This window comes from Vibrio jasicida 090810c, assembly GCF_002887615.1.
Lineage (GTDB): Bacteria > Pseudomonadota > Gammaproteobacteria > Enterobacterales > Vibrionaceae > Vibrio > Vibrio jasicida.
Window position 1 is genome coordinate 570196 of record NZ_CP025793.1, and the last position, 24161, is coordinate 594356.

General features: G+C 45.9%; 24 protein-coding genes. 12 read left to right on the top strand and 12 right to left on the bottom strand.

All coding sequences use genetic code 11. The features are described from left to right. Positions 1–37: 37 nt before the first annotated feature. The 4 genes from C1S73_RS20190 to C1S73_RS20205 form a co-directional block, all read right to left on the bottom strand. Positions 38–2869 carry a GH92 family glycosyl hydrolase gene (locus C1S73_RS20190; protein WP_038869140.1) on the bottom strand — a complete coding sequence of 944 codons (2832 nt, stop codon included), beginning with the start codon at positions 2867–2869 and terminating at the stop codon, positions 38–40. Between the two features lie 121 nt (positions 2870–2990). Continuing rightward, positions 2991–4391, bottom strand: a complete 1401-nt coding sequence (locus C1S73_RS20195; RefSeq protein ID WP_017189627.1) for a PTS fructose transporter subunit IIBC — start codon at positions 4389–4391, stop codon at positions 2991–2993. 11 nt (positions 4392–4402) lie between these two features. After that, positions 4403–4843, bottom strand: coding sequence for a PTS sugar transporter subunit IIA (locus C1S73_RS20200; protein WP_038869142.1), 441 nt, complete (start codon positions 4841–4843; stop codon positions 4403–4405). 451 nt (positions 4844–5294) lie between these two features. Then, positions 5295–5774 carry a peptide-methionine (S)-S-oxide reductase gene (locus C1S73_RS20205; RefSeq protein WP_038869143.1) on the bottom strand — a complete coding sequence of 160 codons (480 nt, stop codon included), beginning with the start codon at positions 5772–5774 and terminating at the stop codon, positions 5295–5297. Between the two features lie 158 nt (positions 5775–5932). Between C1S73_RS20205 and C1S73_RS20210 the strand changes: the two genes are divergently transcribed. Both C1S73_RS20210 and C1S73_RS20215 read left to right on the top strand, forming a co-directional pair. Beyond that, positions 5933–6322, top strand: a complete 390-nt coding sequence (locus C1S73_RS20210; protein WP_038869144.1) for a VOC family protein — start codon at positions 5933–5935, stop codon at positions 6320–6322. Between the two features lie 91 nt (positions 6323–6413). Continuing rightward, complete coding sequence (locus tag C1S73_RS20215) at positions 6414–7154, top strand: DeoR/GlpR family DNA-binding transcription regulator (RefSeq protein ID WP_038869147.1); 741 nt, start codon at positions 6414–6416, stop codon at positions 7152–7154. Here C1S73_RS20215 and malI read toward each other — a convergent pair. Further along, on the bottom strand, positions 7151–8173 hold the full coding sequence (gene malI / locus C1S73_RS20220; RefSeq protein WP_005453001.1) for a Mal regulon transcriptional regulator MalI: 1023 nt from the start codon (positions 8171–8173) through the stop codon (positions 7151–7153). The genes C1S73_RS20215 and malI overlap by 4 nt on opposite strands. 237 nt (positions 8174–8410) lie before the next feature. Between malI and malX the strand changes: the two genes are divergently transcribed. The 3 genes from malX (at position 8411) to manA (ending at position 12461) form a co-directional block, all read left to right on the top strand. Beyond that, positions 8411–9982, top strand: coding sequence for a maltose/glucose-specific PTS transporter subunit IIBC (gene malX, locus C1S73_RS20225; RefSeq protein ID WP_005436347.1), 1572 nt, complete (start codon positions 8411–8413; stop codon positions 9980–9982). Between the two features lie 91 nt (positions 9983–10073). Then, positions 10074–11252 (top strand): MalY/PatB family protein, encoded by a 1179-nt coding sequence (locus tag C1S73_RS20230; protein WP_038869149.1) that lies wholly within the window; start codon positions 10074–10076, stop codon positions 11250–11252. A 21-nt stretch (positions 11253–11273) separates the two neighbouring features. Beyond that, positions 11274–12461 carry a mannose-6-phosphate isomerase, class I gene (gene manA / locus C1S73_RS20235; RefSeq protein WP_038869150.1) on the top strand — a complete coding sequence of 396 codons (1188 nt, stop codon included), beginning with the start codon at positions 11274–11276 and terminating at the stop codon, positions 12459–12461. Positions 12462–12532: 71 nt separating this feature from the next. Here the strand turns inward: manA and C1S73_RS20240 are convergent, their stop codons facing one another. The 3 genes from C1S73_RS20240 to C1S73_RS20250 form a co-directional block, all read right to left on the bottom strand. Beyond that, positions 12533–13426, bottom strand: a complete 894-nt coding sequence (locus C1S73_RS20240; protein ID WP_038869152.1) for a DMT family transporter — start codon at positions 13424–13426, stop codon at positions 12533–12535. 134 nt (positions 13427–13560) lie between these two features. Then, complete coding sequence (locus C1S73_RS20245) at positions 13561–14364, bottom strand: alpha/beta hydrolase (protein WP_038869153.1); 804 nt, start codon at positions 14362–14364, stop codon at positions 13561–13563. A gap of 165 nt (positions 14365–14529) precedes the next feature. Further along, positions 14530–14886: a VOC family protein gene (locus C1S73_RS20250; RefSeq protein ID WP_038869155.1), complete on the bottom strand. Its 357-nt coding sequence runs from the start codon at positions 14884–14886 to the stop codon at positions 14530–14532. 259 nt (positions 14887–15145) lie between these two features. On the opposite strand from C1S73_RS20250, the gene katE1 reads away from it, so the two are divergent. The 3 genes from katE1 to sodC all read left to right on the top strand — a co-directional run bounded on the left by katE1 (position 15146) and on the right by sodC (position 17765). Beyond that, positions 15146–16660 (top strand): catalase KatE1, encoded by a 1515-nt coding sequence (gene katE1 / locus C1S73_RS20255; RefSeq protein WP_038869157.1) that lies wholly within the window; start codon positions 15146–15148, stop codon positions 16658–16660. A gap of 100 nt (positions 16661–16760) precedes the next feature. Then, complete coding sequence (locus C1S73_RS20260) at positions 16761–17225, top strand: ankyrin repeat domain-containing protein (RefSeq protein WP_038869159.1); 465 nt, start codon at positions 16761–16763, stop codon at positions 17223–17225. A 27-nt stretch (positions 17226–17252) separates the two neighbouring features. Next, positions 17253–17765, top strand: coding sequence for a superoxide dismutase family protein (gene sodC / locus C1S73_RS20265; RefSeq protein ID WP_038869160.1), 513 nt, complete (start codon positions 17253–17255; stop codon positions 17763–17765). A 58-nt stretch (positions 17766–17823) separates the two neighbouring features. Here sodC and C1S73_RS20270 read toward each other — a convergent pair whose 3' ends face one another. Further along, complete coding sequence (locus C1S73_RS20270) at positions 17824–18519, bottom strand: nicotinamidase (RefSeq protein WP_050566694.1); 696 nt, start codon at positions 18517–18519, stop codon at positions 17824–17826. A gap of 32 nt (positions 18520–18551) precedes the next feature. Then, the gene (locus C1S73_RS20275; RefSeq protein ID WP_005436370.1) at positions 18552–19277 is read right to left on the bottom strand and encodes an NUDIX domain-containing protein; all 726 of its coding nucleotides are present in this window, start codon (positions 19275–19277) and stop codon (positions 18552–18554) included. A 390-nt stretch (positions 19278–19667) separates the two neighbouring features. On the opposite strand from C1S73_RS20275, the gene pncB reads away from it, so the two are divergent. After that, positions 19668–20978 carry a nicotinate phosphoribosyltransferase gene (gene pncB, locus C1S73_RS20280; protein ID WP_038869162.1) on the top strand — a complete coding sequence of 437 codons (1311 nt, stop codon included), beginning with the start codon at positions 19668–19670 and terminating at the stop codon, positions 20976–20978. Positions 20979–21009: 31 nt separating this feature from the next. Here the strand turns inward: pncB and C1S73_RS28270 are convergent, their stop codons facing one another. Continuing rightward, a complete protein-coding gene (locus C1S73_RS28270; protein ID WP_038869163.1) occupies positions 21010–21192 on the bottom strand; it encodes a hypothetical protein in 183 nt (60 codons plus the stop codon). Between the two features lie 231 nt (positions 21193–21423). Between C1S73_RS28270 and C1S73_RS20290 the strand changes: the two genes are divergently transcribed. The 3 genes from C1S73_RS20290 (at position 21424) to C1S73_RS20300 (ending at position 22889) form a co-directional block, all read left to right on the top strand. Next, a complete protein-coding gene (locus tag C1S73_RS20290; RefSeq protein WP_038869165.1) occupies positions 21424–21783 on the top strand; it encodes a hypothetical protein in 360 nt (119 codons plus the stop codon). A gap of 19 nt (positions 21784–21802) precedes the next feature. Then, entirely contained in the window at positions 21803–22150 is a 348-nt protein-coding gene (locus C1S73_RS20295) for a GlpM family protein (protein ID WP_038869166.1), read from the top strand. A gap of 220 nt (positions 22151–22370) precedes the next feature. Beyond that, positions 22371–22889 carry a glycine zipper 2TM domain-containing protein gene (locus tag C1S73_RS20300; protein ID WP_038869168.1) on the top strand — a complete coding sequence of 173 codons (519 nt, stop codon included), beginning with the start codon at positions 22371–22373 and terminating at the stop codon, positions 22887–22889. Positions 22890–22976: 87 nt separating this feature from the next. Here the strand turns inward: C1S73_RS20300 and C1S73_RS20305 are convergent, their stop codons facing one another. Beyond that, complete coding sequence (locus C1S73_RS20305; RefSeq protein ID WP_038869171.1) at positions 22977–24068, bottom strand: transporter substrate-binding domain-containing protein; 1092 nt, start codon at positions 24066–24068, stop codon at positions 22977–22979. Positions 24069–24161: the final 93 nt, after the last annotated feature.

Genomic DNA, 24161 nt, shown 5'->3' on the forward strand with positions numbered 1-24161 from the left:
GAGATGGGCTCTCCCGGCTGAGTTGTCACTATTGGGATTAACGAGAACCTGCTGGCATCTCGCCTTCATGCAAGAACTCACCGATGCCTTGTGCTGGTGGAAGATCTTGCTCTAGAGAGCCCCAACGTTGATTTGGTTTGTCGCCCATCACGAACTCCAACTCACCGCCGTACATGATTTCGTTATGAGTCAGGTAAGTACGGTTGAAGTCTTTGCCGTTGTAGCGAGCCGATTGAATGAAGATGTTTTCGCGGCTAACGTTCTTCGCCGTAACCGTGAACTTCTGGTTGTTGCCGACATCGATAGACGCGCTGTCAAACAGCGGAGTACCGATTTCGTAGATGCCAGAAGAAGCGTTCACTGGGTAGAAGCCAAGTGCACGGAACACGAACCACGCAGAGAGCGTACCGAAGTCGTCGTTACCACAAATGCCGTCAGCGGTGTTCTTGTAGCAAATGTTGGTCGCTGCGGCGATGGCTGCCTGACCTTTCCAAGGTTGACCTACGTAGTTGTACAAGTACGGCACGTGGATATCTGGTTCGTTACCTTGTACGTGCTGACCAACGTTACCTGTGTTGAACACTGGGAATTGGTTGTCGCCTGCGTTGCGATCTGGGTAGGTTGACCAGTACTCATCCAAGCGAGCTGCGAACAAGTCACCGCGTTCTGCTTCAGGGTTTTGTGTCTTATCGAAGCGTGTCATCAGGTCAATCAAGCCATGAATGTCGTGCTGAACACTGAACGAGTATTGCCAGCCGTTCGATTCAGAGAATGACCAGTTGAACATGTCTGGACGCCAATCCTTACCCACCGCACGACCGGTGATTGGGTCTACCCAACCTGCATCGATAAACTCGCCATCGTAGTCACGGGCTTTGAACCAACCTTGGTATTGCTTACCACCGAAGTCGAATTGCGCTTGCCAGTTTTTAGAACGGTTAGCGAACTCGGTGTAACGTGGATCTTCTTCACCGAAGACTTCCTTGATCGATTGTGCGATTGCCCAGTCGTTCATTGAATATTCAAGCGAGTAAGATGCTGTCCAAGAGTCTTTAAACGGTGAGTGACCGCCGTAAGAATCTGGTGGAGTGTCGTGCAATTGCGCTGGCACGTAACCTTGTTCTTCGTACTCTTTGATCCATGCTACGCCTTGGCTCGTTGCGGCGCGCGCGTCAGTGATCATCGCTTCAACTAAACGTTCTTTTACGTCTTTGCGCTCAGCTTCTGTGAAGCCAAGGTCAATCATGCGTTTTTCTAGTGAGCCTTTCGACAACACATCATGAATTACAGGCGTTGAGTGCATGCCCATCATCATGCCAGTTTCGTTGCCTTTGAATGTCCACTCAGGCAGGCGACCTTTGCGCACGTTGCCTTTGTCATCCACCCATTCTTCTTCGGCGTAAGACAGCATAGACAGAACCACGTCGGCTAGGCGGTCAGGCTCAAGAATCGAAGACAGCGGTTGAACTGCGCGGTAGGTATCCCACAAAGAGAAAGTGTCGTAGCGCGTGAAGTCTGCTTTGCCATCTTTGTTTGCATCGGCTGTGCGGATTGACTCTTTTAGCGTATCGATCTTATCGCCCCAAGGTGTGTTGCCATCTGGGTAAGCGTTGCGACCTTGGTGCACTTGGCGGTAGCGACCATCTAAGTCAGAGTGAATGGTTTGACCTAGGTACGAGTGGTACATCGCGGTGTAGAAGGTCTGTTTGTAATCTTCGTCGCCAGAGACTTGGATCTTGCCGAGTTCGTCTTCCCATTTCTTCGTTGCTGCTTCGCGTACTTGGTCGAAGTTCATGCCCGCAACTTCTGTCATGTTAAGAGAAGCACCAGACTTGCCGTTCTCGCCAATCTCAACGTTTGATAGCGCCAATTTCGCTTCAACCGTTAAGCCGTCTTTGGATGTATCGAACTCAACGTAAGCGCGCGCGTATTGGTACTTGCCGCGTGTTTCGTTACCGATTTCCGTAATGCCTTCTGGCACGTCCATGTAACGACCTTGCTCTTTATCGTAGTAAGCAAAGCGAACGTTTTTGATTGGTTGGTCGAATTCCATCACGAAGAATTCTTTTTGGCTTGGTGCCCAACCATCAGAGAAACGGTGACCTTCAAGACGGTTATTGTCTTTGTCCCATTTCAAGTAAGAATCTGAGGTGTAGTCCCAGTTAATTTTGAAGCCAGTGTTCACGATGATTTCTGACTTCTCATCACGAGGGAAGGTGTAACGGTGGACACCAACGCGATCAGACGCCGTCAACTCAGCTTTGATGTCGTAATCCAATAGATCGACTTTGTAGTAGCCTGCCGTCGCTTGCTCGTCACGATGCTGGAAGCGAGACGCTTCTAGGTTGAGCGTTGCTGAACCTTCATCAATCATGTAATCCGAACGCGAGTTGATTGGCATGACGAGAATGTCGTTCAAGTCGCCAGCACCTGCTCCGGAAAGGTGGGTATGAGAGAAACCGGAAGTACGTGCGTCGTGGTAGTAGTAGCCTGAAATGTATTCCCAGCCGTTAGAACCGTTGTTTGGAGAAAGCTGCACCATGCCGTGTGGTGTGGTTGCACCAGGGTAGGTATTGCCTAGGTTACCTGTGCCGATGAATGGGTTGACGTAGCGTGTTACGTCCATATCGGCGAAATCTACCGGAATGTGAACGCCCATGTCGATTTCAGGTGTTTCTGGGTTTGGCTTGTCATCACAGTCGCCATCGCCAACTGGAGGACATACTGGCTTGCCGCCGTCAGGAATATCCGGCAGTGCAGGGTTGGTGTCACCGCCTTCATAAATGTTAGTTGTGTCGTCGTTACAGCCAGTCAGACCGACTAGACCACTGAGAACTGCGCAAGCGAGTAGGGAAGGTTTGAATTTCATTTTTAAAGCCTTGTAAATTGTAGGGTTATATAATTAAAAAAATCAGGGGTATTACTAAAACTTAAAAACTTGAAATAGAGCCCTTTGGGGGAAAGGGCTCTTAGGGGGAGGAGCTTAAGGTTTAAGCTTTCACAAGAGTCGCTGCGTTACGCATCGCTTCTTTCGTTGAACACTCAACAACGTTTGCTTTTGCAAAGCGGTGAGCGTCTTTTACTTGGATATCATGAGCTAGAATAACCAGCTTCGCGTTTGCTACATCTAGGTCAGTGATGCGGTTCTGGATACCGTTTTGACCTTGAGTTTCTACTTTGATTTTCAGACCCGCTGCCGCACCTGCTTTCTCTAGTGCTTTCGCTGCCATGAATGTGTGTGCTACGCCAGATGGGCAACATGTTACTGCTACGATGTCGTACTCGCCTTCGCCTGCTGCTGGAGCCGCTTGAGCTTGTGCAGGTGCTACTTCTGCGATTTCGTCTTCTGCTTCTTCTTCAGCAACAGGTTTCCAGAAGCCAACGATAACTGCTGTTGTTAGTGAGCCTAGTGCGATACCCACAACGTACATTGGGATGTTGCTTGATACAGGTGCTGTGATTAGACCGCCCCATGGTGCGTGTAGTAGTACGTCTGTTAGGAAGCCGAACACACAGCCAACGATACCACCAGCAACGATTGAAGGAAGAACGCGTACAGGGTCGTTTGCTGCGAATGGGATAGCACCTTCAGAGATACCGATAGAACCCATGATTGCTGCTGCTTTACCTGCTTCTTGCTCTTGCTTAGTGAACTTCTTCTTGAATAGGAATGTTGCTAGTGCCATACCTAGAGGAGGCGTACAGATTGCGATACCAACACCACCCATTAGCCATGGTTGAGTATCAACTTGAGTTTGAGCGAATAGCGTTGCTACTTTGTTGATTGGACCGCCCATATCGAATGCAGTCATACCACCAAGAATCGTACCTAGAACCACTTTAGAAGCGCCAGCCATAGAAGCTAGGAATTCGTTCATAGAAGCCATGAAGATCTTGATTGGCTCACCGATACCCCATAGAACGATACCTGCAGAGATAAGCGTACCTAGTAGAGGGTAGATGAAGTAAGCGCCCAACGCAGTCATGTTAGCAGAAAGAGGGATCTTCTTAAGTTGGAATACCACACCACCAGCGATGAAGCCCGCTACGATACAACCAAGGAAGCCGCCGCCCATGTCAGCCATGATGCCAGAAGAGATCATCGCTGGTGCTAGAGCTGGTTTGTCTGCAATTGAGTAACCGATGAAGCCACCAAGAATAATTGGGAACAGCACCAGACCTTTAATACCGATATTAGAAATATCAGCCAATAAACCGTCCGCAGGTACCGCACCTTTACCTGATGCCATTACCGCTAGCGCCAGTAGTACACCACCAGCAACGATAAATGGAAGCATGTGAGAAGTACCGAATAAAAGGTGACCTTTCATGGTACTTAGGATTTTTTTGAAATCGCTATTATTACTAGCTTGAGCTGTGATTGTACTCATAATTTCACGCCTTATGAATTAATTAAAATATTTAGTATTTGGTTTTCGTCTTTTTCGTTATGAATATCTTCAATAAACTCTTCGCTAAATTTTCCGAATAATTCTTGAAGAACATAAATATGGTGGTCGGCACCGTTATCTGGTGAGGCAATCATGAAGAATACGGTCGGTTTGACTCCCTCTTCGTCGCCATACTCGATGCCTTCGCGCTTTACGCCAACAGCGATTGCAGGCTCTGTAACCGCTTTGCTTTTTGCGTGTGGGTAAGCGATGCCGTCCATTGAAGTCACGCTTAATGCTTCACGTGCTTCGATGTCGGTTAAAAAAGCCTCTTTGCTGCTGATTCGATTATTTTCGAATAGCATCTGTGCTAGCTCTTCAAAGACTTCTTTTTTATTATTTGCTTGAAGGTTGCCTTTAATTAAATTGACGTTTGTTAGTTCTGTAATCATTTTTTGACTCATTGGTACTGAAGTAATGAGGCAAATTTAATTAATGTTACGGTTTTCTGAAATAGTAAAAAAAATCCAATAACTATATTTTTGTATCACTGAGAGCTAAGTGTGATAGAAGTCATTAATATCAATGAGCTAGAAGGTAATTAGTATTGTGACTTATATTCCATTTATTTTGAAATTAATAATGAAGCTTGAAAATAAACGAGAAGGGAATCAAATATGGTTCAATTTTGCTATAAAAAAGAGGCTTTGTGCTAAAAGCACTCCAATAACCCTTTTAATAGCTTCATTTTCTATCTCTATGAGAAAAGAAATAAAGCGCTTAGGAGAGCTGATAGTGAGCTCAGCTAGTTCCTCCCCTTGATACACATTGGCGAATGTAAGCTCCGAATTTAAAGCCAAGGGGAGGTTAGGAGGGGTTGGTACGCTGGATTTAGCTTATCCATTAAGACGGATTCTTGTACTTATGCAGCAAATCTAACGGAATATGGCAGTAGTCGTTTGGAAAGCGCGTGAGCCTGTCTTGGTGCTCATCATCACTTGGTACGTAGTTTGTGAGTGGCAGTACTTCTACGGCGATCTTATCGGCTTCTGGTCTTGATGCGATAAATGCTTTGGCAATCGCTAGGTGTTGTTTGTTTTGACTATAAACACCGGTACGGTACTTTTCACCTACGTCTTCACCTTGCTTGTTTACACTGTGCGGGTCGATGATCTCAAACAGATATCCCATTAAAGTTTCAACCGAAACTTGTGCAGGGTCGAACTGGGTTTTCACGCATTCGGCGTAGCCATCGAATTCGGATTGAGTGTTATCCGTTGAGCCATTTGCTCGTCCTGCTTCGGTGCTAATTACGCCCGGAAGGTGACGCATAAATTCTTGAACGCCCCAAAGGCAGCCGCCTGCGAAGTAAATTTCTTCCATCATTCTATCCTGAAAAACTTTGCGTCATTATGGGCATCACTTTCGCTTAAACACAACTCCAACCATAAAACAGGAACAACTCGGTGGTGATTTGCTCTCTTTTTTGTGCTGCTTTTCCTCGTTAGATTGAACGCAGTTAAGAGCTAGGGGGAATCCTAATGAAAATTGAACATATCGCGATTTGGACTGAACGTTTGGAAGAGCTTAAAGCCTTCTATGAGAAATACTTTAACGCGGTGTCTAACGACAAATACCACAACCCAACTAAGCAGTTTTCATCTTACTTTCTTTCGTTTGAAAGTGGTGCACGATTGGAGTTGATGTCGATGGAAGGTGTGAGCGCCTGTGAAAAATCTCATCCGATGCAGGTAACAGGATTAGCACACTTTGCCTTTGCTCTAGGATCTGAACAGGCAGTGGATCAATTGACCAAAACCTTAGTGGATGATGGCTACCAATGGATCGATGGTCCGAGACAAACAGGTGACGGTTACTACGAAAGCTGCGTGTTAGATCCGGATGGCAACCGTCTTGAGCTTACGGTGTAACGCGACTTAGCTTATTTCCATCGTTCACAGGCTGCTTTCATATGAAAGTGTTCGGACGTATACTGCAAGCTCATCTATAAGGAGCGAGCCTGTGAACTCAAGACAAAACGAAATCCTGCAATTGGTTAATGACCGTAAACGCGTTCAAGTGACGGAGCTTTCTGACATCATTGGCGTGTCGGGTGTGACCATCAGGCAGGATTTGAACTTCCTTGAGCAACAAGGCTACTTAAAGCGTGTACACGGCGCTGCGACGGCGCTACAAAGTGACGATATTGATACGCGACTCGAAGTGCGCTTCGACATCAAACAAGCGTTAGCCAACAAAGCGGTAGACTTGGTATCGCCAAACGAAACCGTGTTAATCGAAGGGGGCAGTGCAAATGCGCTCTTGGCTCGCACGTTGGCTGAACGTGGTGATGTCACCATCATTACCCCATCGGCGTACATCGCCCATCTCATCCGAAACACTTCAGCCAACATCATCTTGCTTGGTGGAGTGTATCAGCATCAAGGCGAGAGCTTGGTTGGACCGTTAACCAAGTTGTGTATTGAGAACATTCATTTCAGCACGGCTTTCTTGGGTATTGACGGCTTCCATCAAGATACTGGCTTTACTAGCCGAGACATGATGCGCGCAGAAATCGCTGAAACCATCATTGCGAAAAAGCGTCGTAACATTGTGCTGACGGACTCAAGCAAGTTTGGGCAAATCTACCCATCTTCGATTGGTAAAACGAGTGAAATCTCGGTGCTGTTAACCGACGAAGCCGCTCCGAAAAGCGACCTCGAACAACTGAGAAAGCAAGGCGTGGAAGTGGTGTTGGGTTAAGCCGACTCACGAACAATGAGTTTGGGAGGCAGGATCAAGCTGTAAGGCTCGCTGTCTTCTTGCTTCAGTTGATTGATCAATCGTTTTGCCGCTTGTCTTCCCATCTCTCGTGCATTGGAATTAACGAAGGTGAGCGGTGGTTCAATTAACTCTGCTTCTTCAACGTCATCAAAACCAATCACCGATACTTGCTCGCCGATAAACTGATCTTTACCGATGGATCGTCCTGCTCGATGTATGCCATAGACCGCGCCTAGTGCCGTCGAGGAATGGTGACAAAGGACTGCAGTAATCTGTGGATGCTCCAACAACAATTGCTGCACAGTTTGAGCGGCAGACGCTTGGCTTTTCTCACACTCGACCACCCACTCTGGTTTGAAAGGCAAACCAAACTGCATCAGAGTTGAACAATACCCACCAATACGCTCAGCACGACACAAAGAACTGCTCGCGCCACCGACATAAGCGATTCTGCGATGCCCTTGCTTAACCAGATGCTCCGTCGCCAACTTGGCGGCGTACATGTTGTCTGGTCCCACGTAGTCGATTTGCTTATCCACCGAAGCGCGTGAAATGCAGACCATTGGCAGATTGTGCTGCTTGAGGTTTTCGACATTGAACTGCTGGCTTTCACCAATCGGGCAAAATGCGATACCACCGACACCTTGGCGTGCCATGGTTAATACACACTTCTCAAACTTTTCTTGGCTATCCCCACTTTGAGCCAGAAACAGCATGTAACCTTGCTGCTCAATTTCCTCACTCAATCCTGCCGCGACTTCTGCGTAATAGGGATCACTGATGTCTTTGAGGATCAATCCAATGATTTCACTCGAATTGGATCGTAGGTTGGCAGCGGCACGGTTACGGATATAGCCAAGCTCTTCAACCGCAGCGTTGACCTTTTCTATTGTGTCTGGAGAGATCCGCCCTTTATTCCCCAACACCATAGAGACGGTGGTAACTGACACGCCAGCATGTTTAGCGACTTCTGTAATGGTCACTTTTTTTGACGACATAGATTCACTTTATGGATTAGAAAAACGTTTTATCATCAAACTGTAACCCTATTAGGTTGATTTTAAAAGCCCTACACAGTTTGTGGAAAAAGATATCTAACTCGATCACAGAATTTTTGGTAAAACGTTTTATCAAAATTTTTAGCAGCGTATATTGAGTGCATAAAAACAACACTTCATGCGCACATAATGTGATGTGTATGAGCCCTACAAGTTCTCAATTTCCGGAGACAAACTATGTCTAAAAGCAATAAATCGACCATGTGGGAGTTCTTGCAAAGCCTCGGCAAGACCTTCATGTTGCCAGTCGCGCTGCTGGCATTCTCAGGTATTCTTCTTGGTGTCGGCAGCTCGTTTTCTAGCGCCGCTATCAAAGAAGCCATCCCATTTTTAGACAACACCCCTCTGCAATACCTGTTTATGTGGATGACCAAAATCGGTCTTGTCGCATTCATTTACTTGCCTGTAATGTTCGCCGTTGCTATCCCGCTTGGGTTAGCACGTGAAGAGAAAGGCGTGGCAGGTTTCGCGGGTTTCGTTGGCTATGCTGCGTTCAACCTTGCGATCAACTTCTTCCTAACCGTCGCTGGTGTACTAGATAGTGAAGCGGAACGTGCCGCTTACGGTGTGAAAAGCATCATCGGTATTGAATCGATTGATACTGGTATCCTTGGCGCGGTGATCGTTGGTGTGATTGTTGCGAAACTTCACCAGCGCTTTTACACCTTCAAAATGCCAGATGCGCTAGCGTTCTTTGGTGGTGCTCGTTTTGTTCCAATCATTTCTGCCTTGGTACTGGGCGTTGTCGGTGTGTTTATCCCATTCGTATGGCCTTACTTTGCTGCGGGCATCAATGGTATCGGTCATGTGATTGAAGGCGCGGGCGATTTCGGTCCAATGCTGTTTGGTACAGGCGAGCGTTTATTGCTGCCTATCGGTCTTCACCATATCTTGGTTGCGCTGATTCGATTCACTGAAGCAGGCGGTACTATGGACGTGTGTGGTCAAACTGTGTCTGGCGCACTAAACATCTTCTACTCTGAATTGTCTTGTCCTGACACAACGGCATTTACACCGGAAGTCACGGCATTCTTGTCTCAAGGTAAAATGCCAACCTTCCTAGGCGGTCTGCCGGGTGCGGCTCTTGCGATGTACCACTGTGCTCGCCCTGAGAACCGCTCAAAAATCAAAGCACTGCTTATCTCTGGCGTCGTAGCTTGTGTGGTAGGCGGTATCACTGAGCCGCTTGAATTCTTGTTCCTATTTGTTGCGCCAGTGCTTTACTTCGTCCATGCGATTCTGACAGGTCTGGGCTTTATGGTGATGGGCTTGCTTGATGTCACCATCGGTAACACAGACGGCAACCTGATTGACTTCTTGGTGTTCGGTATCCTGCAAGGCACGGCAACGAAATGGTACTTAGTACCGCTGGTGGCGGGTGTTTGGTTCGTGGTTTATTACTCAGTATTTAAGTTTGCGATCACTAAGTTCAACCTAAAAACACCAGGTCGTGAAGTCGACACGGCGGAAGTGGACAAAGAGCTTGAAGCCGCTTTCATCAATGAATCTGGCAAAGGTGCCGCAGTATTGGCAGCTCTTGGTGGCAAAGAGAACATCACGGCTCTGGATAACTGCATCACTCGTCTTCGCTTGTCTGTTAACGACATGAGTTTGGTCGACGACGCTAAGTTGAAAGCCAACGGCGCTCTGGGCGTAGTGAAGCTTGATGAGCACAACCTGCAAGTCGTTATTGGTACGCAAGTTCACCTTGTGAAGAACGAAATGCAAGCCATCATGTCTGCAAGCTAATCACTGCCTTGATAGATGCTCCCCCTCGGCACAATCTCCATCCTCCCCCCAATGAGATTGTGACGAGGGACCTTAATATTGGAATATTCGTATGACTCAGAATTTCGACTTTGATACACCGATTGATCGCACCGGCACTTACTGCACGCAGTGGGACTACGTTCAGGATAGATTTGGAAAACCGGGTTTATTGCCGTTTACCATTTCAGATATGGATTTTGCTGCGCCAGAGCCCGTGATGGATGTACTTAAACAACGTTTAGAGCATCCGGTATTAGGTTATAGCCGCTGGAACCATGAGGATTTTAAGTCCGCGATTCGCTACTGGTATCAAACTCGTTTTGACTGCGAAATCGACACTCAGCAAGTGGTGTACGGACCATCGGTTATCTACATTGTGTCAAAGCTGATTGAGCAATGGAGTCAGCCGGGACAGGGCGTGGTGTTCCATACGCCAGCTTATGATGCGTTCGACAAAATGATTGAAGGGCAAGGTCGTGCGTGCGTTTGCAGTCCGCTCATCAAGCAGCAAGGTCGATTTGAAATTGACTGGCAAGATCTGGAAACCAAACTCGCTGACCAGAACAACACTGTGCTGTTGTTGTGCAACCCTCATAACCCAACAGGGCGAGTGTGGAACCAAAGCGAATTGGAAAAGATGGCGGAGCTTTGTAACCAACACCAAGTCAAAGTGATATCGGATGAGATCCACATGGACGTGAGCTTTAAGCGTCACATCCCTTACGTGGGGTTTGGTTGTTCACAAGATTGGGCTGTCGTCACATCGGCGTCTAAATCATTCAATATTCCAGCCTTGAATGGCGCGTATGCGTTGATCGCGGATTCACCAACTCGCGAACGTTATCTGCATAAACTCAAAGAGGTGGATGGTCTTTCATCGCCTTCTATCATGGGTGTGCTTGGTACGATGGCGGCTTATCATCACGGAGAACCTTGGTTAAAGGCGCTTAACGAGTATGTATTGGCTAATCATCAATACGTGAAAGAAGCACTTGAAAGCGCCTTTCCTGAAGTGAGTTACCTTGTCCCAGACGCGACCTATTTAGCATGGATTGACTTATCTGTTTTGAATCTAGATATGACGCTGTTTAATCAAGCGTTAATTGAGCAATTCAATGTCGCCATCATGTCTGGAGATGTTTATGGCGATTCTGGTAAAGGCTATCTCAGACTCAATCTGGGCTGTCCGAGAAGCAAAGTCGAGCAGGGCGTTTCAGCCTTGATTAAAGCGATCAAATTGCAGTGTTAAAACACCGTGGGAGAGTGTGAGATGTCACTGTTCAAGTTAGATAACGTGATTCAAAACTACGCTTGGGGAAGCAAAGAGTCGATTTCTAAACTATTTGGCATCGACAATGCGAAACATCAACCTCAAGCTGAAATTTGGATGGGAGCCCACCCTAATGGTTGCTCGCGCCTCGCAGCAACCGGTGAGTTATTATCTGATGTGATTGCGAGAGACAAAGCAAGTATGTTTGGTGATTACACCATGATGCGTTTCGGTGAACTTCCGTACCTATTCAAAGTGCTTGCGGCGGATTCTCCGCTCTCGATTCAAGTTCATCCTAGCAAGCGTAAAGCTGAACTTGGTTTTGTACGAGAGAATGAACAAGGTATTCCAATTGATGCTCCTAATCGCAACTACAAAGACGCTAATCACAAGCCTGAGTTAGTCTATGCGCTGACTTTCTACAAGGCCATGAATGGCTTTCGTCCGATAGAACAAATACTGATGCTGTTCCGCCAATTCGGTATTCGTAGTTTAGACGGCGAGGTGACCGCGTTAGCCGAGCACCCAAATCAAGACGGGTTGAAAGACTTCTTCACGGCGATCATGACGTTGAGCGAAACTCATAAAATTCAATCCTTGGCAGAACTGGACGCAGCGTTAGAGCGTGGTCCAAAGACGGCATTGGAAAGAGAAGTGCTCAGTTATGTGGCGGAATTTCAAAAGCACTACCCGCAAGACATTGGATTGCTGTCTCCGTTGATGTTGAACACGATAGAACTCGCGCCAGGTGAAGCGATGTTCCTCCATGCCGAAACGCCTCATGCTTATGTGCAGGGTACAGCGTTGGAAATCATGGCGAATTCTGACAACGTGCTTAGAGCTGGGTTAACGCCCAAGTACATTGATGTGAATGAGCTTATCACCAATACGGCATTTCACACCACGCAACCGGAACAGATTAAACTGTCGCCAATCCACAAAGAGGGCAAGTTGAGCTATCCAATTCCGGTGGACGATTTTGGGTTTGATATTCTCTCTTCCGATGAGGAATGCAAGCAACAGTTTGTGCGTGGTGCTGAGATTGTTTTTTGTGTTGAAGGCAGTGTTGAGGTCATGACATCAGAGACAAGTCTGACTCTTAAAGCCGGAGAATCCGCGTTTATCACTAACGATTGTAAGCTCTACCAATATCAAGGGAGTGGTACGTTGGCGAGGGCGTATAACTAGTCATTTCGTTGTTAATACTAAAAGGCCGCTTGAACAGCGGCCTTATTTGATTTTATGACGCCTAAAAACGGTTAAGCGACTTTTTCTTTTCGTTTCGCCAGCATTGCGGCGGGAGAGAAGCCGGTCACCAACATTGTCCCGCTTAGCACCAGAATGGTCCCTATGATGGTGTTGAAACCGACTGGCTCATCCAAAACTAGGTAGCCCCATAGAATACCGAAAACGGGCACAAGGAAAGTGACGGTGAGAGCCGAAGCAGGGCCAATTTCAGAAACTAGGCGGAAGTAAAGCAAATAAGCCAAACCTGTACAAACCACACCGAGAGCAACCACAGAGCTCCACTCTATACTGGTTGGTTCTGCACGCATTGGTAAAAATGGCAGTAGCGGAAGTACCCAAATAACCGCTGCCCACATACTGCCGTGTGCGTTGTCAAAAGCTGGGACTTGTGGTGCATTTTTAGTGTAGTTGGTTGCAATCCCATAGCTGAAAGAAGCCATTAAGCTTGCCCCAATAGGGAGGGTAGCCTCTCTGCCGATGATTGAAGAATCCAAACCGACAAGTACAGCGACACCGCCAATACCAATCATCATACCTAGAATGGCTTTTGCCGTTAAAGGGCTGCGATACCAAACAAAACCAATTAATGCGCCCCATATCGGTGCGGTTGAGTTGAGAATGGCTAAGGTCGACGCATTAAGTGTTTGAACAGCGTAAGCAAAAAGCAGAAAGGGCACGGCGCTATTAAATAAGCCAATAATGAAAAAGTGCTTAATGTGCTTTGTGAAGGCAAGTTTCTTTTTGAGATAGAAAGCTATCAAAAGCAATGCTATTGCCGCAAATGCAACACGAAACTCGATTAAGTAAGCCGGTCCGAACGTATTAGCGGCGACTCGCATAAACAGAAACGAGCCACCCCAAATAGCAGCGAGACAAAGTAAGCGAAAAAAACTGGCTGCAGTCATGATACATCCTTGGTCGAGGTCTAGCGCCCCATTGATTAATTGTTGCGCTAACAGTGGATTAAACCAAGGATGAGATCAACCAGAAATGCAACGCCAGCTCCGAATCTGGCTACCACTGACTTATTTTGATGGTCTTAAATTTCTTCTTTTGGAAACAAGATTGGGAGGCTGTCCCTGTAGGTGTGATACCACATTTTTCCATGATCTAAATTTTTATACTCGATAAGAGTCGGTAAATTGAAACCCATGTAGTTCTTGGTTTGTATATGTTTATAGAAAGCCTCAACGGAGGGGTGATTTCCTATGTGTGTTGAGCTGAATATAGCGGTGACTTCTAACCATGGCGAAGCCTTATAACGTTCCTCTTCCAAAGGATAGATGGTGTCTTCAATACGCCAGAACGAACCGTCGGCGATAATAAAATTCTTGAAAAACTGGCTCCCAATATCTTCTGATACCATGATATGTGCTGTTTTTGCACCTCCAAATGAATGTCCAGCCAGTGTGCGTTCATTTGGATCGATATCGTATTCGGCTTCGACAACTGGGATGAGTTCTTGGGTTAAGAAAAGGTAGAAGTCATCGACCCCTGGTGGCAAATAATCAATATTTCTGCGTCCAGGAGGACCTTCATGAATGGCGATTAGAATGACATCGAGTTCGGCATTGGCGACAAGGTTGCCAAACCCCTGACCCGTCCCATTACCATCGGAAACGTAGATAACGGGCAAAGATGTTGTGCGCTCTTCATAGTTTTCTGGCAAGTAGATGTCGTAGGGATAGCTGACGCCAGTGATATTAGAAAAGATATTGTCTTGTACTTTTTCCGCAGGAACATACGCGGAGCTGCTGTCAACAGAGGATCCATCTCCCCCACCACATGCTGATAACACAAGCCCCAAAGAAAGGGCGATGAACCAACGCTTCAAAACTTCCATGTTTTACCTTTGCTTTTGATTTAAAGAACAAAAACAATTGTATAAGATTTGAGCAATCAAGAAGCCTCGCGTTATCAACAAATGAAAAGGCGGGGCGAGCGGGTTTGTAACTCTTCGAGTCAATTATCGAATGCGGTGGTACGTTATTGTTTTACCTGTCATTAATTATTGGCTTTCAGACCAGACCGCGAACTCATTGCCACTTGGTTCGGTAAAATGGAAACGACAACCTCCCGGGAATTCGAAGATAGGGCGGATGATTTGCCCTCCGAACTGTTCGACTTTGGCTAACGTGGAGTGAATATCTGAGCTATAGAACACCAATAGTGCTGCCCCATCTGTTGTTTGGCTGACTTGCTCTGCTGCATAAAAGCCACCGTCCAAACCTTGACCTGAAAAGGCGCTGTACTCAGGACCATAATCAACGAAACTCCATCCAAAGGCTTGCTCGAAAAACTGTTTAGTCGCATTGATGTCTCGCGTGCCAAACTCAACGTAATTTAACTTTTCATGTTGGTGCATTCTGGTGTCCTTTTCATCGCTGTGCTTTTCTGTCAGTGTATTAACTCTTCGGTCTAGTTTCTCAGCCCGAGTCTAGGTTTTATTAATCAAACTGATAAAACCTCAAAAATTTCATTGGTTATCCCTATTAAATCTATCGTTATTTCCCATTAAACAAATGTAATCATTGAAGATATATTCTTCGTGGGCAGAAAAGAGCTTTTGAGTATCCATTGACCACTCGACTGGTCAAATGGTTAGCACGCATTGGAGAGCAACCATGCAGATGTCAAAAAGCTTTTTATTAATTACAGTTGGCTTAGCCAGCACATCTCTACAGGCGCAAACCCTGACAAGAGACAACGGTGCACCAGTCGGTGACAACCAGAATTCAATCACAGCAGGTGAAAACGGCAGCGTATTACTGCAAGACGTTCACCTGATCCAAAAATTGCAGCGTTTTGCCAGAGAGCGTATTCCTGAGCGTGTTGTGCATGCTCGTGGTACAGGTGCTCATGGTGAGTTTGTTGCATCGGGTGATTTTAGTGACTTAACGGTTTCCGCTCCTTTTACTAACAAAGGAAAGGTAACCCCTGTTTTCGTTCGTTTTTCGACCGTTATTCACTCAAAAGGATCACCTGAGACACTTCGCGATCCTCGTGGTTTCGCCACTAAATTTTATACTGAGCAGGGTAACTGGGATCTGGTAGGGAACAACCTGCCTGTGTTCTTCATCCGCGATTCAATCAAGTTTCCGGATATGGTGCATTCTCTAAAACCGTCTCCTGTTACCAACGTTCAGGATCCAAACCGATTCTTTGATTTCTTCAGTCATGAGCCGAGTGCGACCAACATGCTGACTTGGGTTTATAGCAACCTAGGTACGCCAGCAAGCTATCGCACGATGGATGGTTTTGGTGTGCACGCTTATAAGTGGATTAATAAGCAAGGCGATGTGAACTACGTAAAGTTCCAATGGAAGAGCCAACAAGGTATCGAAAGCCTGCGTCCTGAGGAAGTCACCGCAATGCAGGGTAAGGACTTCAACCATTTAACCAATGATCTGTATAAAGAAATTGGGCGTGGTAACTACCCTAAATGGGATCTCTACGTGAAGGTGCTGTCACCAGAAGCTCTGAGCAAACTGGATTACAACGGGTTGGATGCGACCAAAGTATGGCTGAATGTGCCAGATCAAAAAGTTGGCACTATGACGTTGAACCGCCTACCAGAAAATTTCTTTTTAGACACTGAACAGTCGGCATTTGCGCCTTCGAATTTGATTCCTGGTATCGAGCCATCGGAAGACCGTTTGCTACAAGGCCGTTTGTTCGCTTATGCAGATACACAGCTGTACCGCGTGGGTGTGAACTTGTTCCAGCTGCCAGTAAACCGTCCTCTAGCATCAGTGAACAACCATAACCAAGATGGATTGAGCAACAACGCGAAGCAAGGCAATGGTGATGTGAACTACGAACCAAGCCGTAAACTGGCACTGGCAGAAGACACGCAATTTAAAGCGGTTGAAACCAAGTTGGTTGGTACTGTTCAACAAAAAGCGATCAGCAATCCTCGTAACTTCTACCAAGCGGGTGTGTTGTTCCGCAGCATGAACGAGCAAGACCAGAGTGATTTGATTGCCAACTTAGCGGGTGACCTGAACAAGGTGATGGATAAAGACGTTAAGGAAACCATGGTGAGCTATTTCTATCGCGCAGATAAAGAGTACGGTACGCGTCTGGCTGAGGCGACAGATACCAATCTCAAGCAAGTGAAAAACAAAGCGATGATGTAAGCAATAAGTTTTGACCTGCGGGAGATTTATCTGCTCTTTTCTGCCCGAAAATCAGGGCTCCCGTGGGTCATTCTCAAATTCTGTTAGTGAGGGTGAGTAAATGAAAACCGTGTTTTTGCTCAGTGCCGTTCTGTTCTCTTTAAGCTTCTCGCTGAGCTTATTAGCTGCCGAAGACGAACTAGAAGAGGAATACCAATCTTTGGTTGAACTGTTCTTTGACGCAGCGCGAATTGGCAATAACGAAGTGGTCGATACATTTGTTTCTCAAGGCTTCCCAATCGACCAACGTAACACTCAAAGTTATACCGCATTGATGGTGGCAGCGTATCAAGGACATCGAGAAACCGTTCGCTTGCTGCTCGATTCTGGCGCTAACGCCTGCCTGCAAGATAAACGTGGTAACACTGCATTAATGGGAGCACTCATCAAGCGTGAAATTGGCATAGCGAAAGACCTCTATCAAGCGGACTGTTCACCAGAGCTGCGCAATAAAGCAGGGTTAAATTTGAAAGAGTTTGCCGAAATCTATGGTCAATCCAATGTGTTGAAATCACTTCAACACTGATAAATAACAATAAATAGGACCCACAGTATGAATAAAACAACATGGCTTGCTGCACTTACGCTTCTCTCTTTCCCAACTTTTGCCGAGACAATAAGCGTAGAAATGATTGACCTTGGCTTTGGTCAATCCACCGGAACTGTGATGATCAGCGACAGTGATTACGGCACCGTTTTTACGCCGAAACTACAGGGTTTACCTGTTGGTACACATGGCTTCCACTTACACGCTAACGGCTCGTGTGACAGCATTACCAAAGAAGGTAAAACGATACTTGGCGGTGCTGCCGGAGGGCATTATGACCCAGAAAAAACAGGTAAGCATGGCTTCCCTTGGACGGACGACAATCACCTTGGCGATTTACCAGCGCTTTACGTGAATGCTCATGGTGTGGCGGATCAGCCAGTATTGGCACCACGAGTAAAACTTGATGACGTAAAAGGTCGTGCTTTGATGGTTCATGCGGGTGGCGATAATCATTCTGACCATCCGGCGAAACTTGGCGGCGGCGGTGCTCGCATTGTGTGTGGTGTGATTAAGTAATCCCCTTCTTAGATGCCACAAACAAAAAACGGTCCAGATAAGTTGGACCGTTTTCTTTTTAAGCAAAAGCTGATGGGCTTAGGTTCAAACCGACGCAAATTACGCGAAATTCATCGACGATGATGTCATCTGCATTGCTAACAAATACTGCACCTTTCTCTTCCATCTCTGCAATCACTGCATCGATAGTATCTGGAAATACTGCGCGGCTAGAGGCTAGGTTCACAATCACTTTGAAACCTAAATCGAGCGCTTGAGTGACGGACTTTTTCACACAAAAATCAAGTGCTAAGCCACCAACAACAACCGTATCGATGTGGTTGAATTTAAGGAACTCATTCGCACCTGTAGTTTTGGTATCAGCCACGTCGTGGAAAAAGATGCCATAAGGGTGTGCGTCTGGGTCCATGCCTTTGTTGACTTGGAAATCGTATTCCAGAACAGGAGGTAGACCGTCCAGCAGTTCAACGCCCGTAGTACCAAGCACGCAGTGGCGGTTCCACTTAATGTCCACATTAGGTAGGCCTACAGGTTCAAGCATATTCGCTGGCGTTTCTGCATCCCAAGCTGCTTTTGGTGGGTGCAAATCACGGCTAACGAGCTTTAAGCGACCTTTAGTGTGGTTCTTTAATAGCTCAGGAACAATGTCTAATGCGCCAGTGACGGGCAGCTCGTCAGGACAAAGTTCGGTGAAGCCTTTTTCAGGATCCACGTCGATCACTGCGGTAGTTTGGTAGTTAACTCGAACGGTCATGGCAGACTCCTTGTCTGTCTTTTGTGCTTGCGTTAACCACGCAAACAGTTTTGGAAAAAGGTCACTTCGTCGCTTGCTAGGGTGTACACCATGGCTGGCTTACCGCCTTTACCTTTATTGGTGGAAGCGACTTTGTTGGTTGGCTTGAGTACACCTGAATCAATCAAGCGGCGTTTGATCGTCATGCGACTGATGTCGATACCGAACTCTTGATAGGCGGCAATGATGTCGGCAACCAGAAACTCTTTATCAAGTGCGAACAACAGGACCGAGGTGTATTCGATAGAGGCACGCAGCTTCTGCCATGCCTTTTCAATCATCTTTTGGTGATCAAAAGCGAGGGTTTCTTCGCCATCAAGGATTGCTTGCAGCGGGAACCACTTCAAATGACATTCTGGTACACCAGCGTTGTCGATTTGTTCTTTGTTATTGCGGTCTACTAAGGCGTAGTGGGTGATGTTCAGGCTCCAATCTTCAGGGTCACGCTTTGGGTCGCCATCGACAAAAGCTTCGCTAAAGTGGCGAGGGTAGGTGTGAATTTTTTCACGGCAGATTCTACGTCGCGCTGCTTCGAAGTTTTCGTCTGCTGCTCGTCCACCTTCGTGCGTCATGTCTTTATCAAACACAAATCCACCAGGCAAAGCCCACACACCGTGGTAGGGGCGTTCTGGATTTGAGCGTTTAATCAGCAACACTTCCAATCCTTTATCGGCACAGCCAGATAGTCTGAATGGAATGATGTCGACAGTTACGATCATGATTGGGTCCTGAGATTGATTTGTAAGTAATCTAGCGCATAACAAGTAGTCAATCAATGGGTAAGTAACCGATTGTTAGAAACGTACATGCATTTTCTTAGTGGTGGCGTTTAAGCATGAATGTGCGTATATGTTCAGGTTGTCCACAATAGCTGTTGGATTATTGCGCGTAAAAACCTTATAAAAAAGAGTGGTTAGTAACAAAAGTTGACAAACTAATAGTGGGTGTTTATTGTTTACGCAATTTAGTTAGTAACAACAAGTTATATACCCAAGTTTGCCTTGTTGAGAACTTCCCACCAACTTTGTTGGGAAAACAATAAGATGCGGTTTGCACCGTGCTGAGGGAATTTGGGTATAAACGAAAAAGGGCGTGTAGAAGGGCTCCGAATGACCACCAATTTATTTTCGTCTCGCATCATTCAAAGTGCGTTAGATTTTGACGTATACAAAGTGAATATGATGAGTGCTGTTGCAACGCTTTATCCAGATGCGATGGTGTCCTACAAATTCATTGTTCGCAGTGAAGAAGACCTGTCTGAACTACTGCCAGATGTGAAAGCGGAAGTTCTAAAACTGCAAGACATCACTTTCTCGGCAGAAGAAATCGAGTACATGAAAGGCGTCGCGCCTTATCTTAGCTCTGAGTTTGTTGACGCTCTGCATGCATTTCGTTTTAACCCTCAACGTGACGTTTCTTTCAATACTAAAACCATGGCTGATGGCACAAGCCAATTACGCATCACCATCAATGGTCTTTGGAAAGAAACCATTCTCTACGAAACCATCATCATGAGTATTGTGTCCGAAGTGCGCAGCCGTGCACGTTGGGCAGACATTCCAGTCGAGCAATTCCAATCTGTTCTTAAAGAGAAAGTTAGTCATCTAAAATCTGAACTAACACGCCGCAATATCACTAACTTTAAGTTTGCGGATATGTCGACGCGTCGTCGTTTCTCGTTTCAAGCACAGCGATCAATGCTGCAGTATCTGAGCGAAGAGTTGCCTGACAGCCTAACTGGAACCAGTAACTACCATTTGGCGAAAGAGCTTGCTCTCACGCCAATCGGTACGGTGGCACACGAATGGTTTATGGGACATCAAGCGCTGGTGAATGTTCGTGATTCACAAAAGGTAGCATTGCAGCGTTGGCAAAAGATGTTTAATGGCGCGTTAGGCATTGCTTTAACAGACACCATTGGTATTGATGCGTTCTTAAAAGACTTCGATGAAGAGCTAAGTAATGCTTACGCTGGTGTTCGTCATGACAGTGGCTGCCCTTACACATGGGGCGAGAAGATGATTGAGCATTACCAATCGCTTGGCATCGATCCTATGACCAAAACCTTGGTGTTTACAGACGGCTTGAACTTTGACCAAGCATTGGATATTTGTGAGCACTTCCAAGGTCGAGTACAAATCAGCTTTGGTATTGGTACGTTTTTGGCCAACGATATGGGCGAGTACGTGAACGCACAAAGTGTTGCGTACAAACCTCTGTCTATCGTTATTAAAATGGTGTCATGCAACGGCTCACCTGTTGCGAAAATCAGCGATGAGCCAGAGAAAGCGATGTGCGAAGATATCTTCTTTCTGATGAATTTGAAGCGTCGTTTTGAGCAACCGCTCGATCTTGATGAGTGCCGTGTTTTGATTGATCGCCTCGAAGACGAAGGCGATAACTACCTTATCGACGCTTAAGCTATCGATGAATAAGGGTGATGTTTTGTCATCACTCTTTCTCTGTGGCGCAACTTTCGTTGTATTTTATTTCGCATAGTGCGCCACATTTCATGCGATAGGGAAGACGCTTACTTCCTGTGTTCGCACGTATCCTCTTTACAATAAGCCCTTCTAGATTGGCACTTTTCAGGTGCTTTTCGCGCACTTTTTTCCAGTAGTCATCAAAAGCCATACGTCACCTTTACTATCGCTGTCATTATTTTTATAAATATGCAGCCATTTTATGCAACACAACGCGGTTTCTGATGTCAGAAAAATCCTAAAAATCGTTAGGTAAAAGGCGAATTGTTGTAACGCTCTCGTTTCTTGATTTTTACCTTCTATGGTTTCGATAAATTAATATCGGCAAACCTAACAGGCGATTTGGTTATAGTACAAGCAAAGGTCAAGTCAGGAATGAACGATGAATTTGGTTGTGCATCTACAGAAAAAAGCGATCAACAAACACGGCTATGAGTGGGCAACGCGCCAAGCTTGGAAGTGTGGAATAAAAGCGAATCTTGTGAAACGAGTGATCGGGATCTTCAAAGGTCAGATTGTTTGTGTTGTTGAAGGCTGTCGTGCAGAGCTTACTACGCCAATCAATAACCCACTACATGAAGAAGAGAAACAAGGGCGTTACGTGTTTGTTGGCGGCATTTTTTGGGAGCCGAACAATATGATTGCACCAGGATTTCCTGATTTTATGTTTATGCATTTGCGAACGCTCAGCCATCGTCATAAATACCTGACGGATGATGAATTGTTCTTGAGTTTAGCGTAGTCACTTTATTAACCTATTAATGACCAGTCTATTTTTAAAATCGATACTCGGAGCTTGCGCTGTGTTGATCATTGCCATGCTCTCTAAATCAAAAAGCTTCTATATTGCTGGTTTGGTGCCTTTGTTTCCGACCTTCGCATTGATTGCGCATTTTATTGTGGGCAGTGATCGAGATATGGAAGCACTTCGCCAAACGGCATTGTTTGGCATTTATTCTTTGATTCCTTACGCCGCTTATTTGATTTCGGTATTTTACTTCAGCTATCGTTTGAGCCTTATTGGCACACTCACCGCCGCAACTCTGGTCTGGATACTTTTTGCAACCATGCTGTTAGCATTTTGGACTCGCTGGATGGTGCCTGCCTAAAGTTTGCTCAACTTAGCGTTGTATTTAACGCAATATTCATTGTTCAAACTGATGTGATCTCGCTCCAATTGACCTTTCTCTGAGTTTTCTCTAACACAGTCTTTATAAAACGCCGTATTTTAACCTGCTAATGACCGGATGTTTGTTTTCACCTGATGTGAATTTTTCTTCTAGATTTACTATACCGCCAAGCAAAGATAACCATACTGGGAAGTAAACCATGAATATGAAATCTATCGCAATCGCAACTGCGGTTGTAGCCGTTCTCGCAGGCTGTAAAGACAAGACACCACCAGCACCAACAGAAGCAAACATCACGCTGGTTGAAGCAGTGACGGAAACGGTGAAGAACCCGCATCAAGTATGTAAAGATGTAGTCGTAACTCACAAAGTTGAACCAACAGACAACAACAAGATACTTGGTACTGTCGGCGGAGCAGCAGCAGGTGCAGCCTTAGGTAACCAAATTGGTGGTGGTTCTGGTAAAGTGATTGCAACTGCAGCCGGTACTGTTGCAGGTGCAATGACAGGTCGTAAGATTCAAGACAATGTGCAGAAAGGTGATGTAGTCACGTCAACTGAAAAGCAATGTCACACTGAATACACCACTTCTGAGAAAGTAGTAGGTTACGATGTCACTTACGAAGTTGCTGGCGCGCCAACAACCGTTCGTATGCAAAGCAAGCCAGCAGGTAAGACATTCCCAATTCAAGATGGCAAAGTAGTACTACCGCAATAATTGCCGACTTAGTTGAACCTAAAAGCCCTTTAGATTAAAGGGCTTTTTCTTATTTCAATGAAAATTAAGATTCATGGCAACTCGACATTACTTATCGGCAAAGTAATCGACTAACGTTTTGCGCCATTTCCGTGATTCACGAATTTGCAGAAGCGCACGGTTAATTTCTTCTTCATACGTGTTGTTTTCTGTAATGATGAAGCCATAGTTCTGCTTTTCTAACTGGTAAGGTAGCACCTCTAAATTATCAAATTGCCCTGATATTCTGCCATTACCAATCATGTATTTGAGTACGACATCATCGGCAACGATGGCCTCGACTTCACCATTCTCTAGTGCAGCAAGCAATGTGGGCATATCTTGGTATGTTTTGTGACGAAGTCCGAAACTCGTCAAAAGCAGAGAGGAAGTGGTGGCATTCTTTGCACCAACCTCAACGTTGGCAAGGTCGTTAATCCCTTTTATCTGTGAAGCGCCTTGGCTGAGAGTGAGCTTACTGGCTAATACCGCGGTAATACTCGCGATGAAAAGCATACTGAACACTCCAATAAACACGGTAACTATTCGTCCGGTTAAACTCTTAAATTCGAAGTAGTTAAACGGCCCGCGAGTGATGAAGAGTAAGCCGAGAATAAAGCTTTCTATCCAGCGGCCTGAGCGACTTTTCATTGAGTAGAGCTTCTCATTATTCCCTTTCTCTAATGCATAGAAGAAGGCACCAATAACACCAGCAATAAGAACAATGACACCAATGATGAGCCATAACGCAGGGTTTAAAAATATGGATTGTAGGGTATGAAAATACCCCTGATTTTTTACTGCTATGGCGAGGTGGGTTTCATAAAAAGAATGCGAGAAATCAGCGAAAAGTTCACGCTCTGGTGTGATGGATATACAGGAGACACCAATGTCTATTTGCTCAGCTTCAATGGCATTGAGCAGATCATCTAACGGGTGATGCTCGAAGGAAAACTCCACATTCATCTCCTTCGCAATCAATTCCCACAGCTCAACACTTAAACCATTCAGTTGAGTATCGACTGAGCCGATCACAAAGGGTGGGCATGGATAGGTCCCAACTTTTAATTGATCTGCATGAGAAAAAGTACTGAATAAAACAAAGAAACAAAGTGTTGAAGTGACTAGGTATCGAAGTGTCGTTTGGAAACCATTTTGCATGCACAGGCCCTCAAAAGAGAGGCAGTGAATGAATTGTATCCACGGCGATGAGTCACCCTAGAATGCAAACATGATCAGAAGTTAATGGAAACG